Source organism: Streptomyces sp. NPDC054047, assembly GCF_055585065.1.
Genome location: NZ_JBVJKV010000001.1, coordinates 1,162,197 through 1,174,798 on the forward strand (window position 1 = coordinate 1,162,197; position 12,602 = coordinate 1,174,798).

At 71.9% G+C, this 12,602-nt stretch carries 11 protein-coding genes; 4 read left to right on the forward strand and 7 right to left on the reverse strand.

The window, feature by feature from the left end; genetic code table 11:
• Positions 1 to 198: 198 nt before the first annotated feature.
• The 7 genes from ACZ6ZP_RS05255 to iolC all read right to left on the reverse strand — a co-directional run bounded on the left by ACZ6ZP_RS05255 (position 199) and on the right by iolC (position 9,980).
• Positions 199 to 1,098 (reverse strand): ABC transporter permease, encoded by a 900-nt coding sequence (locus ACZ6ZP_RS05255; RefSeq protein ID WP_366461998.1) that lies wholly within the window; start codon positions 1,096 to 1,098, stop codon positions 199 to 201.
• Positions 1,095 to 3,746 carry an alpha/beta fold hydrolase gene (locus ACZ6ZP_RS05260; protein WP_469405586.1) on the reverse strand — a complete coding sequence of 884 codons (2,652 nt, stop codon included), beginning with the start codon at positions 3,744 to 3,746 and terminating at the stop codon, positions 1,095 to 1,097. The genes ACZ6ZP_RS05255 and ACZ6ZP_RS05260 overlap by 4 nt, the downstream gene beginning before the upstream one ends.
• Before the next feature lie 125 nt (positions 3,747 to 3,871).
• Positions 3,872 to 5,374 carry a CoA-acylating methylmalonate-semialdehyde dehydrogenase gene (gene mmsA, locus ACZ6ZP_RS05265; RefSeq protein ID WP_351164598.1) on the reverse strand — a complete coding sequence of 501 codons (1,503 nt, stop codon included), beginning with the start codon at positions 5,372 to 5,374 and terminating at the stop codon, positions 3,872 to 3,874.
• Between the two features lie 17 nt (positions 5,375 to 5,391).
• Complete coding sequence (gene iolD, locus ACZ6ZP_RS05270) at positions 5,392 to 7,266, reverse strand: 3D-(3,5/4)-trihydroxycyclohexane-1,2-dione acylhydrolase (decyclizing) (RefSeq protein ID WP_361474267.1); 1,875 nt, start codon at positions 7,264 to 7,266, stop codon at positions 5,392 to 5,394.
• Between the two features lie 16 nt (positions 7,267 to 7,282).
• Complete coding sequence (gene iolB, locus ACZ6ZP_RS05275) at positions 7,283 to 8,098, reverse strand: 5-deoxy-glucuronate isomerase (protein ID WP_351164600.1); 816 nt, start codon at positions 8,096 to 8,098, stop codon at positions 7,283 to 7,285.
• Between the two features lie 9 nt (positions 8,099 to 8,107).
• Entirely contained in the window at positions 8,108 to 8,989 is an 882-nt protein-coding gene (locus tag ACZ6ZP_RS05280) for a Cgl0159 family (beta/alpha)8-fold protein (RefSeq protein ID WP_469405589.1), read from the reverse strand.
• Complete coding sequence (gene iolC / locus ACZ6ZP_RS05285) at positions 8,982 to 9,980, reverse strand: 5-dehydro-2-deoxygluconokinase (protein WP_351164602.1); 999 nt, start codon at positions 9,978 to 9,980, stop codon at positions 8,982 to 8,984. Before iolC ends, ACZ6ZP_RS05280 begins: the two co-directional genes overlap by 8 nt.
• 134 nt (positions 9,981 to 10,114) lie before the next feature.
• Here iolC and ACZ6ZP_RS05290 point away from each other — a divergent pair, with 134 nt between their 5' ends.
• The 4 genes from ACZ6ZP_RS05290 (at position 10,115) to ACZ6ZP_RS05305 (ending at position 12,544) form a co-directional block, all read left to right on the forward strand.
• Positions 10,115 to 11,014 (forward strand): sugar phosphate isomerase/epimerase family protein, encoded by a 900-nt coding sequence (locus tag ACZ6ZP_RS05290; RefSeq protein WP_351164603.1) that lies wholly within the window; start codon positions 10,115 to 10,117, stop codon positions 11,012 to 11,014.
• Between the two features lie 53 nt (positions 11,015 to 11,067).
• Positions 11,068 to 11,352: a hypothetical protein gene (locus ACZ6ZP_RS05295; protein ID WP_469405590.1), complete on the forward strand. Its 285-nt coding sequence runs from the start codon at positions 11,068 to 11,070 to the stop codon at positions 11,350 to 11,352.
• A gap of 495 nt (positions 11,353 to 11,847) precedes the next feature.
• Positions 11,848 to 12,045: a helix-turn-helix transcriptional regulator gene (locus tag ACZ6ZP_RS05300; protein WP_351164604.1), complete on the forward strand. Its 198-nt coding sequence runs from the start codon at positions 11,848 to 11,850 to the stop codon at positions 12,043 to 12,045.
• Between the two features lie 178 nt (positions 12,046 to 12,223).
• Positions 12,224 to 12,544, forward strand: coding sequence for a heavy-metal-associated domain-containing protein (locus tag ACZ6ZP_RS05305; RefSeq protein WP_351164605.1), 321 nt, complete (start codon positions 12,224 to 12,226; stop codon positions 12,542 to 12,544).
• The last annotated feature ends 58 nt before the right edge of the window (positions 12,545 to 12,602 follow it).

Here is a 12,602-nt window from a genome sequence, read left to right on the forward strand (position 1 = left end):
ACGCTCGCTCGAAAGCGTTGCGGAAGAGTCTCGATGCGGGAACGGGCCCCTGGCCTTGAGCAGGGTCTGTCACCGGCTTCGCCGAGTTCGTCCTCAAACTCCCCCAAGCTCTTAAGGAGCAGGGGCCCCACGACGGGCTGAAACACCGTCGGCCGGGCTGGAGTTCTCCAGCCCGGCCGACGATTGAACTCACAACCCCTACGACACGACGTCCTTCCGAGCGAAGCCCCTGAACGCCAGCGCGAACAGCACCAGTGCGTACGTGACCGACACCGCGGAGCCCTGGATCATGCCGCCCCACTCCATCGTCGGCTGGATCGCGTCCGCCCACGCGAACTGCCAGTGCGCCGGCAGGAAGTCCCGCCAGCTGCCCAGGGCCGTCACCGCGTCCAGGACGTTGCCGACGATGGTCAGGCCGACCGCGCCGCCCACCGCGCCCAGGGGCGCGTCGGTCTTCGTCGAGAGCCAGAACGCGAGCGCGGCCGTGACCAGTTGGGAGACGAAGATGTACGCCACGACGATCACCAGGCGCTGCGCGGCCGTCCCGGCGGGCAGTGCCCCGCCGGTGGGGATCTGCAGCGGCCCCCAGCCGTACGCGACCGTCCCGACCGCCAGGGCGATCAGCGGGAGCAGGATCATCGCCGCCGCGCTGAGGCCCAGGGCGACCGCCAGCTTCGACCACAGGAGGCGGGCGCGCGGGACGGGAGCCGCCAGGAGATAGCGCAGGGACGACCAGCTCGCCTCCGAGGCGACCGTGTCCCCGCAGAACAACGCGACGGGGATGACCAGGAGGAAGCCCGCCGACACGAAGAGGCACGTCGCGGCGAAGTTCGCGCCGGATGCCGTGGCCGTGTCCATCAGCGTCACCCGGCCGCTGCGGCCGCCCGGCGAACCGGCGATGGTGAACGCCAGGACGAGGACGAAGGGCAGCAGGCCCATCACCCCGGCCATGACCAGGGTCCGGCGCCGCTTCAGCTGGCGGACCGCCTCGACCCGCAGCGGCAGCGTGCGGCCGGGGCGGTATCCGGGAGCCGTGACACGCTCCGTGCCCGGCTGCGTGCCGGGCTCCGTGCCCGGCTCCGTGGCTGTGGCGCTCATGCGGTGCCTCCGTCGATCAGGGTCAGGAACGCGTCCTCGAGGCGGCGGTGCGGGCCCATGGACTCCACGGGCAGCTCCAGGCGCACCAGTTCGGGCAGCAGGCGTGCGGCGCTGCCTGCCTCCGTGCCGTCGAGCCGCACGAGGAGGCCGCCGTCCGCGCGGACCGCCGACGCGACGCCGGGCAGCGCGGCCACCTTGTCGACCATCGGGTCGGACACGTCGTCGGCGAGGCCCACCAGGAGCGTGTCGCCGGAGCCGACGATCTCGGAGACCGGGCCCGCCTGGATCAGCCGGCCGCGGTCCATGACCACCAGGTGCGTGCAGGACTGCTCGACCTCGGCGAGGAGGTGGCTGGAGACGATGACCGTGCGGCCGCCCCGCGCGTAACGGATCATCACCTCGCGCATCTCGCGGATCTGCGGCGGGTCGAGGCCGTTCGTCGGTTCGTCGAGGATCAGCAGGTCCGGCATGCCGAGCATCGCCTGGGCGATCGCGAGCCGTTGCCGCATGCCCTGCGAGTACGTCCGCACCGCGCGGGCGAGCGCGTCGCCGAGCCCGGCGATCTCCAACGCATCGTCCATGCGGGCGTCCTCGGCGGGGCGCCCGGTGGCCTTCCAGTACAGCTCCAGGTTCTCGCGCCCGGAGAGGTGTGGCAGGAAGCCCGCGCCCTCGACGAACGCGCCGACCCGGGAGAGGACCGGTGCGCCCGGCCTGATCGCCTGCCCGAAGACGCGGATCTCGCCCGCGTCGGGCCGGATGAGGCCCATGAGCATGCGCAGGGTGGTCGTCTTGCCCGCGCCGTTCGGGCCCAGGAGGCCGAGCACCTGGCCCTTCTCGACGCTGAAGGAGACGTCACGCACCGCGTAGCGGTCCACCGACTTCGTGTACTTCTTGCTCAAGTCCGTGATCCGCAGCGGTACTTCCGCGAGCTCCGCGTCCGGTGCGGGGGCCGCCGTCCGGCGCCGCGCGGTGAGCAGGAGGAGCGCCGCGATCACCGCTCCGGACGCCGGGAGCCACCACACCCAGGCGGGCAGCGGCGTCGCGGCCGTCTTCACGCCGGGCGCGGTGGGGACCGACAGGCCGCCCTGCACGGACACCGTGTACGTGGCGGGCTGTGCCGGAGACGCGTAGCCCAGGTCCGTGGAGGCGAGGACGAGGCGCAGGCGGTGGCCCTTCTGCACCTCGTGGTCGACGGCGGGCAGGGTGATGGTGACGTCCTTGCCCGCCTTCGCGCCCTCCACCCGGATCGGCGAGACCAGCTGCGAGGGCAGCACCTTCTGGCCGCCGCCGGGGCCGACGTCGTACACCTTGCCGAAGAGCACGGCGTCCTCGCTGTCGGACTTGACGTGCACCCGCACCTTCGGTGATCCGGTGACGCGCAGGTCGTCCTTGAGCGGCGCCGACTGGAACGCGGCGTGCTGGCCGGGGAAGTCGAGGGAGACACCGACGCCGAGCGAGGAGAGCCGGCCCAGTCCGCCGCCGCCCGCGCCGGGAAGCGCGGAGATGGCGGGCGGCGCGGCGCCCGCGGGGTTCTCGAAGCGCTGCTCGCGCCCGCTGAGCGCGATCTTGCGCTGGTCGCTCTCCAGGCCGGGGTACTCGTCGCCGCTCGCGCCCCGCAGCTGTGCGGCGCCGTCGGTGGTGTCGACGCCGCCGGTGCGCGTGACGCGGAACGCGGGGCCGGTGTCCGCGCCCTTGTCGTCCTTCAGGTAGCGGTCGAACCACGATCCGACGCGGGCCTCGACGCGCCCCGTCTCGCGGTCGCCGCCGTCGTGGCCGCCCGAGATCCAGTCGACGGACACGGGCGCGTGGTTGCCGCGGATCGCCTTGGCCGCGGCGTCGGCCTGGCCGAGGGGGAAGAGGGAGTCGGTCTGGCCCTGCATGAGCAGGGCGGGCACCTTGATGCGGTCGCCGACGGCCTCGGGGCTGCGCTCGGCGAGGAGCTCGCGCGCCTCGGCGTCCGGCTTGCCGTTCACCGCGACGCGGTCGTACATCTCGCAGAGCCGCTTCTCGAACCGCTCGCAGCCGCCGCCGGTGTTGATGAAGAGGCCTGCCCAGAGCTTCTTGAACACCCCGTCGGGGAAGAGCGCGTCGCTGAGGTTCCAGTACGTGATCTGGGTGGCGATGGCGTCCACCCGGTCGTCGTACCCGGCGGTCAGGAGGGAGATCGCGCCGCCGTACGAGGCGCCGGTCATGCCGACGCGGGGGTCGCCCTTCTTGTCCAGCTGCACCTCGGGCCGCTTCGCCAGCCAGTCGATCAGGTGACTGGCGTCGGCGACCTCGCCCTTGGGGTCGTTGAGCCCGATCTTGCCGGTGGACCTGCCGAAGCTGCGGGCCGACCAGGTCAGGACCGCGTACCCCTGGGCGGCCAGGTCCTCCGCCTGGGCGCGCAGGTCGTCCTTGCTGCCGCCGAAGCCGTGGCCGATGAGGACGGCGGGGCGTTTCTTCGACGGGTCGCCGGCGGTGAAGTAGGAGGTGTCGATCTTCGCGCCGCCCGCGCCCGTCATCCGCATCATGCGGTCCTCGCGGTGCACGGCGGGCCCGTCGTCCGAGGCCACCGCCGTCCAGGTGCCTGCGCCCGCGAGCAGCGCGACGGCGGCCACCGCGGCGAGCAGTCTGCGCTTGGGCAGCTTGGGCAGTCGTAGATCCATGCGTCAACCGTACGGGCGGCGGCCGACAACCGAGGCAGCCGGTGGTCTGAACCCGGTTGCATCCCTGGGGAGTAGGCAAAAGGGCCCGCGTACCGCCGTCGCGGTACGCGGGCCCTCTTGTGCCGTCAGTGATTGCGCGGGAAGCCGAGGTCCACGCCCGCCGGTGCGTCCGAGGGGTCCGGCCAGCGGGTGGTGACGACCTTGCCCCGGGTGTAGAAGTGCGTCCCGTCATTTCCGTAGATGTGGTGATCTCCGAAGAGGGAGTCCTTCCAGCCACCGAAGGAGTGGTAGCCGACCGGCACCGGAATCGGGACGTTCACGCCCACCATTCCGGCCTCGATCTCCAGCTGGAAGCGGCGCGCGGCGCCGCCGTCGCGCGTGAAGATCGCGGTGCCGTTGCCGAAGGGGGAGGCGTTCATCAGCGCCACGCCCTCCTCGTACGTGTCGACCCGCAGCACGCACAGGACGGGGCCGAAGATCTCGTCCTTGTACGCGTTCGCCGTCACCGGCACCCGGTCCAGGAGCGAGAGCCCGATCCAGTGGCCGTCCTCGAAGCCGTCGACGGTGTGCCCGGTGCCGTCGAGGACGACCTCGCAGCCCTCGGCCGCAGCGCCGGTGACGTACGAGGCGACCTTGTCGCGGTGCGCCGCGGTGATCAGCGGGCCCATCTCCGAGGTCGGGTCGTTGCCGGGGCCGATCTTGATCTTCTCGGCCCGCTCCTTGATCTTCGCGACGAGCTCGTCGCCGATCGCCCCGACGGCGACCACGGCCGAGATGGCCATGCAGCGCTCGCCGGCCGAGCCGTACGCCGCCGACACGGCCGCGTCCGCCGCCGCGTCGAGGTCGGCGTCCGGCAGCACCAGCATGTGGTTCTTGGCGCCGCCGAGCGCCTGGACGCGCTTGCCGTTGGCGGTCGCGGTGGTGTGGATGTGGCGGGCGATCGGCGTGGAGCCGACGAAGGAGACGGCCGCGACGTCCGGGTGCGCGAGCAGCCGGTCGACGGCCACCTTGTCGCCGTGCACGACGTTGAAGACACCGTCCGGAAGGCCCGCTTCCGAGAGCAGCTCCGCGATCTTCATCGCGGCCGACGGGTCCTTCTCCGACGGCTTCAGGACGAACGTGTTGCCGCACGCGATGGCGAGCGGGAACATCCACATCGGCACCATGGCCGGGAAGTTGAAGGGCGTGATGCCCGCGACGACGCCGAGGGGCTGGCGGATGGACGAGACGTCCACGCGCGAGGCGACCTCCGTCGACAGCTCGCCCTTGAGCTGGACCGTGATCCCGCAGGCGAGGTCGACGATCTCCAGGCCGCGGGCGACCTCGCCGAGCGCGTCCGAGTGCACCTTGCCGTGCTCGGCGGTGATCAGCTCGGCGATCGCGTCACGGTTGGCGTCGAGCAGCGCGCGGAAGGCGAAGAGCACCGAGGTGCGCTTGGCCAGGGACGACTTGCCCCACGTGGCGTACGCCTCGCGCGCGGAGGCGACGGCGGCGTCCACCTCGTCAACGGACGCGAAGGCGACCTGCGTGGTGACGGCGCCGGTCGCCGGGTCGGTCACCGGGCCGTACGTCCCCGACACACCCTCGACGGTCTTCCCACCGATCCAGTGATTGACGGTCTTCGTCATGACAAGCATCCCTACTCTCACAGGTGGCGGCGTCGGGCTGAGACGTGCCGGTCGTACTCTTTCCTGGCCTTGATCGCGGACGGTCGGTCCGCGGTCTCGGCCACGGGCACATCCCACCACGCCTGCGCCGGGGGCGGGGGCGACACTGTGTCTGCCGTTTCCGTCTCCACGTAGACACATGTGGGACCGTCGGCCGCCCGCGCGTCGGCGAGGGCATCGCGCAGGTCAGCGACTGTTTTGGCGCGGATCACGCGCATCCCGAGCGAGGCCGCGTTGGCCGCGAGATCGACGGGCAGCGGGGCCCCCGTGTACGTCCCGTCGGGGGCCCGGAAGCGGTAGGCGGTGCCGAACCGCTCGCCGCCCACGGACTCGGAGAGCCCGCCGATGGACGCGTACCCGTGGTTCTGGAGGATCACGACCTTGATCGGGATGTTCTCCTGGACCGCCGTGACGATCTCGGTGGGCATCATCAGATACGTCCCGTCGCCCACCAGCGCCCAGACCGGGCGGTCCGGTGCCGCCATGGCGACGCCGATCGACGCGGGGATCTCGTATCCCATGCAGGAGTAGCCGTACTCGACGTGGTACTGCCGGGGCGAGCGCGCCCTCCACAGCTTGTGGAGATCTCCGGGCAGGGACCCGGCCGCGTTGATGACCACGTCCTCGTCCGTGACCACCTCATCGAGCAGGCCGAGGACCTGGAGCTGCGTGGGCCGTACGTCGGGCTCGTCCGCCGCGAACGCCGCGTCGACGCGCTGCTCCCAGCGCACCTTGTCCTCGGTGTACTCGGCGACGTACGCGGGCTCGACGCGCCGGCCCTCCAGGGCGCCCGTCAGAGCCTCCAAGCCCGCGCGCGCGTCCGCGATCAGGGGCGTGCCCGCCATCTTGTGGCCGTCGAACGCGGCGATGTTGAGGTTCAGGAAGCGGACGTCCGGCGCCGTGAAGAGCGTGCCGGACGCGGTGGTGAAGTCGCTGTAGCGGGTGCCGACGCCGATCACCAGGTCGGCGGTGCGGGCGAGTTCGTCGGCGACGGCCGTGCCCGTGTGCCCGATGCCGCCGACGTCCGCCGGGTGGTCGAACCGCAGGGAGCCCTTGCCCGCCTGGGTGGAGGCGACGGGGATGCCGGTGGCGTCCGCGAGCCTTCGCAGCGCGTCCTCGGCCGCGCTGTGGTGGACCCCGCCGCCCGCGACGATCAGCGGGCGCCGCGCGTCGCGCACGGCCCGCACGGCCGCGGCCAGTTCCCGCGGGTCGGGCGCCGGACGGCGTACGCCCCACACCCTCTCCGCGAAGAACTCCTCCGGCCAGTCGAAGGCTTCCGCCTGTACGTCCTGCGGCAGCGCGAGCGTGACGGCGCCGGTGTCCACCGGGTCGGTGAGCACCCGCATCGCGGCGAGCGCGGCCGGGATCAGGGCCTCGGGCCGGGTGATCCGGTCGAAGTACTTCGACACCGGGCGCAGGCAGTCGTTCACCGACACGTCGCCCGCGCAGGGGACTTCGAGCTGCTGGAGCACCGGGTCGGCGGGGCGGGCCGCGAAGACGTCGCCGGGCAGCAGCAGGACGGGCAGGTGGTTGACGGTCGCGAGGGCGGCGCCGGTGACGAGGTTGGTCGCGCCGGGCCCGATGGAGGTCGTGACGGCGTGCGTGGACAGGCGGCCGGACTGGCGGGCGTACCCGACGGCGGCGTGCACCATGGCCTGTTCGTTGCGGCCCTGGTGGAAGGGCATGGCGTCGCCGTGCTCCAGGAGGGCCTGCCCGATGCCCGCCACGTTGCCGTGCCCGAAGATGCCCCAGGTGGCGCCGATGAGCCGCTGCCGCCGGCCGTCGCGCTCGGTGAACTGCCGGGACAGGAAGCGGACGAGGGCCTGCGCGGTGGTGAGCCTGGTCGTGGTCATCGATTTCCCTCCGCCGTCATCGGTATCCCTCCGTGTGATCGGGGTGGAAGCAGATCCGCCACTCCCGCTCGTCGCCGGGACCCGCCATCACGTTCAGGTAGTACATGCTGTGCCCCGGCTGGGCGATCGAGGGGCCGTGCCAGCCGTCGGGCACCAGCACGGCGTCGCCCGTCCGGACCTCGGCGAGGACATCGGTGCCGCCGGGGCGTGACGGGAAGACCCGCTGGTAGCCGAAGCCTTCCTTGCCGCGCTCGTCGGCCTCGATCTCGAAGTAGTAGATCTCCTCGAGCTCGGCCTCCACGCCCGGACGGTGCTCGTCGTGCTTGTGCGGCGGGTACGAGGACCAGTTGCCGCCGGGCGTGATCACCTCGACGGCGATGAGCCGGTCGCACTCGAAGGCGTCAGCGGACGCGAAGTTGCGGACCTCGCGGGAGCAGGTGCCGCTGCCGCGGTGCTCGACGGAAACCTCCGGCGCGGAGCCGTAGCGGGCGGGGAGTCGACGCTCGCACTTCGCTCCTGCCAGGGCGAAGCGGCCTCCCGCGCCGGAGGCGATCTGGATGTGGGCGTCACGGGGCACGTAGGCGAAGTCGCTCACTCCGCTGAACACGCTGTCCCGGCCCAGCAGTTCGATGATCTCGTCTTTCGCGTGCACCGTACAGCCGCCGGTCAGCGGGAGCACGATCCATTCACTCTCCCCGGTCGCGAAGGAGTGTGTGGTGCCGGGTTCGATGTCGATCACGCGCAGCGCGGAATAGACCAGACCGGACCGCTTGGGGTCGAGTTCGAGAGCGTACGGCCCCTCGGCCGCGCTGCCCTTCGGTACGTACGTCATGTGGCCCTCCTACAGCAGTCCGACGGCGGTGTCGACGGCGCCCGCCACGTCGCCGTCGGACGGGTACAGCAGCGTGCGCCCGGCGACGAGCCCGTGCACGGTGGGCAGTTGGAGCGCGCCGCGCCACTTCTCGTACGCGGCGTCGGTGTCGTCGCCGATGTCGCCCCCGAGGAGGACGGCGGGCAGGGTCGACGCCTCCATGACGCGCGCCATGTCGTCCGGGTTCTCGGTCACCGGGACCTTCAGCCAGGTGTACGCCGATGTCCCGGCGAGCCCCGACGCGATGGCGATGGACATCGTGACGGCCTCCGCGCCCAGGTCGTTGCGGAGCGGGCCGCCGCCGGGGCCGCGGCGGCAGAGGAACGGCTCGACGAAGACGGGCAGCTTCCGGGCGGCCATGGCGTCGATCGCGCGGGCGCTGGAGTGCAACGTTTCGAGGGAGCCGGGGTCTTCGTAGTCGACGCGCAGCAGGAGCTTGCCCGCGTCGAACCCGAGGCGCTCGATGTCCTTCGCCCGGTAGCCCGTGAACCGGTCGTCCAGCTCGAAGGAGGCCCCCGCGAGCCCACCCCGGTTCATCGACCCCATGACGACCTTGCCGTCCAGGGCGCCCAGCAGGAGGAGGTCCTCGAGGATGTCGGCGGTGGCGAGCACGCCGTCCACGCGGGGCCGCGAGAGGGCCACGCAGAGCCGTTCGAGGAGGTCTCCGCGGTTGGCCATGGCCAGCTTGTCCCCGCCGACGGCGAGGGAGCCCCGGGCGGGGTGGTCGGCGGCGATGATCATCAGCCGCCCGGTGTCGCCGAGGAGCGGGCGCCGGGTGCGCCGGGCGGCGGCCTCGGCGACGGCCTCGGGGTGCCGGGCCCGGGTCCTGACGAGTCCGGTGAGGTCAACCATGCGTCACGGCTCCCGCGGCGAGCGCCGCGTCGACCTCGTCCGGGAACGGCATCGCGGACGAACATTCGAGGCGGGACGCGACGATCGCCCCCGCCGCGTTGGCGTACCGCATGATCCGCTCCAACTCCCAGCCGCCGAGCAGCCCGTGGCACAGCGCCCCGCCGAAGGCGTCCCCGGCCCCGAGGCCGTTGAGCACCGTCACGGGCAGCGGCGGCACCTCGGCGCGCTCGCCCCGGCTGTTCATGGCGAGCACCCCCTTGGGGCCCTGCTTGACGACGGCGAGTTCGACACCGGAGTCCAGCAACGCGCGTGCGGCGGCCTCGGGTTCGCGCACGCCCGTGGCGATCTCGACCTCGTCGAGGTTGCCCACCGCGACGGTGGCCTGCGCGAGCGCCTGCGCGTAGAAGCCCCGCGCCTCGTCGGCCCGCTCCCAGAACATCGGCCGCCAGTCGAGGTCGAAGACGGTGAGCCCGGCCTTCGCCCGCCGCCGCAGCGCGGCCAGCGTCGTCGATCTGCTGGGCTCCGCGCAGAGCCCCGTACCCGTCATCCAGAACACCCGCGCGGCGGCGATCGCGTCGAGGTCGAGCTCCTTCTCGTACATCTCCAGGTCGGGCGCCTTCGGCCGCCGGTAGAAGTAGAGCGGGAAGTCGTCCGGCGGGAAGACCTCGCAGAAGGTCACCGGGGTCGGCAGGTCGGGGACGCCGCTCACCCACCGGTCGTCGACCCCGAACTCCCGCAGCTCCCGGTGCAGATAGTCCCCGAAGGGGTCCTCGCCGGTGCGGGTGACGACGGCGACGCGGCGGCCGAGGCGGGACGCGGCGACGGCGACGTTCGACGCCGAGCCGCCCAGGAACTTGCCGAAGGTGCTGACGTCGGCGAGCGGCACGCCGGCCTGCAGGGGATAGAGATCCACCCCGATCCGGCCCATCGTGATGACGTCGTACGGATCGCTGACGTCATGCGCGTCGATGACGTCGTACGGATCGGTCACCCTGCACTCCCTCTCGGCATCGCCCCTGAGATCTCCCCCAGGTCTATTCCGCCGCACGAACCCTGTCAACACATTGTCCTTACATTCGGACCACTCCTTGACACCGTTCCGCGGCGCCCTGAAAGCTGGCGGGCATGACGACGCTGTCACGCATCCGGATCGGCTCGGCACCCGACTCGTGGGGCGTGTGGTTCCCCGAGGACCCGGGCCAGGTCCCCTGGAGCCGCTTCCTGGACGAGGTGGCGGACTCCGGATACGAGTGGATCGAGCTCGGTCCGTACGGCTATCTGCCCAGTGATCCGGCGGTGCTCACCGCCGAGACCCTCAAGCGCGGTCTGAAGGTGTCGGCCGGAACGGTCTTCACGGGCCTGCACCACGGACCCTCCGTATGGGACAAGACGTGGGCCCATGTGGCCGACAACGCCTCACTCGCCCAGGCGATGGGCGCCGAGCACCTCGTCGTCATCCCGTCCTTCTGGCGCGACGACAAGACCGGTGAGGTCCTGGAGGACCGCACGCTCACCCCGGAGCAGTGGCGTCAGCTCACGGTCCAGACCGAGCGGTTGGCGTACGAGGTGCGCGAGCGGTACGGCCTGCGCGTGGTCGTCCATCCGCATGCCGACACGCACATCGACGACGAGAAGAACGTCACCCGCTTCCTGGACGCGACCGACTCCGACCTCGTCTCGCTCTGCCTGGACACGGGCCACTACGCCTACTGCGGCGGCGACAGCGTCCAGCTCATCGAGACGTACGGCGAACGGATCGGCTATCTGCACCTCAAGCAGGTCGACCCGGCCGTCCTCGCCGAAGTGCACGCGAACGAAATGCCGTTCGGGCCCGCCGTGGCCCGCGGTGTGATGTGCGAGCCGCCGACCGGGGTGCCCGCCATCGAGCCGGTCCTCGCGGCGGCCCAGAAGCTGGGCGTCGACCTGTTCGCCATCGTCGAGCAGGACATGTACCCGTGCCCGCCGGACAAGCCGCTGCCCATCGCCCGCCGCACCCGCTCGTATCTGCGCTCCTGCGGCGCCTAGTCCGGCTGGGGCAGCGTCGCCGAACTCGCCGCCGCGCTGGGCGCGCTGCCCGCGTGGCGCGAGCGTTTCGCCCTCCTGGACGACGTCTTCGCGCGCTGGACCGGGGCCGGGCCGCCGTCCTGCGACCGGACGGTGCGGGCGCGGGGCGCACCCAGGCGGAGACGGCCGCGGTCTGCGGTTTCTACGACCAGGCGTATCCGAGCGGCGAGTTCAGGGCCATGACGGGCCGCACGCCGCGCGAGTTCACGGCGGTCCGGCGCACGCTCCTGACCCCGAGCGGCGGCCCGCCGTCGGCCGACCGGCTCGCGGACGAGCCGACGAGCCTGGTCCTGGCCTGAGGCCGCGATCCCCCCCTCGCCGTCGGCCGCGCGTTGCGCGTTTCTCCCATACCGGCACGCCCCACCGACGGCACGCTGTCGCCTTCGAGCCATCCGGCGCGGGGGAACCTTCGTTGCCGTCACGGCACGGGGGGGGTGAGGGGGAGTCGGTGGACCGGGCCCGGCGGTTGGGGTATCCCCTGCTCCTCAAGAGCTTGGCGAAGGGCCCGGTCCACCTCGCTCATGCCTCCCCGCCCACGCTCCGCATCCATGCGCCCGCCGCGCGCCGCGCCCCCGCGCCCCTCGGATGCATCACAACCGTCACAAACAACCTCTTCCTGTCACACATGTCCCGCCTACGCGGGTCTTCCGTCACAGCCGGTCGACAGCCGCCCCCCTGCGCTCACTCCGCGTCGTTCAACGGGCACAGGCTGAGTGATCGCCAGCGTCGTACCGCAGCTCCCCCGACGGCTCCCCCCGAGTCGCCCCTGCGGCGCGCGCAGGGAGGTGCCACTGATGACCGACCGAAGGCTCTGGTCGTACAAGGACATCGCCGCACACATCCGGGTGCAGCCGGACACCGTGCGCTCCTACCGCAAGCACGGCCTGCTTCCCGAACCCGACCACGTGGAGTCCGGGAAGCCCTACTGGTACGCGGACACCATCCGCGCCTGGGTCGCCGCGAGGCCGCGCAACCGCGGGCGCACGGACTGACCGCCCCGGTGGGACACCATCCTCGCCCGCCGCGGTGGCCACCCCGTTGAGGTGTACCCCCTAGGGGTATACTGTGATGAGTGTCAGGGGGTCGGGCGGGAACGCCGGGACCACTCCTGCACATTACGACGCATAAGTACGCACGCACACACGCCGCACCCTCACCGAGGAGAACGACATGAGCGCCCAGACCGAGCTCCCGCAGGCCGAGACCTCCGGCTCCTGCTGCTCCCCCAGCGGTTCCTGCCACTCCGACGGCGCCGCCGAGACCGCGCAGGGCGCCGTGACGACCGTGTACGAGGTGACCGGCATGACCTGTGGCCACTGCGAGGGCGCCGTCTCCAGCGAGATCTCGGAGATCGCGGGCGTCAGCTCCGTCAAGGCCGTCGCCGCCACCGGCCAGGTGACCGTGGTCTCCGACGCCCCGCTCGACGAGGCCGCGGTCCGCGCCGCGGTCGACGAGGCGGGTTACGAACTCGCCGGTGTCAGCAAGGCCTGACCTGCCGCTTGCCGGGTACCCCGGGCCCTGTGACACCGTCACAGGGCCCGCTGCCGCT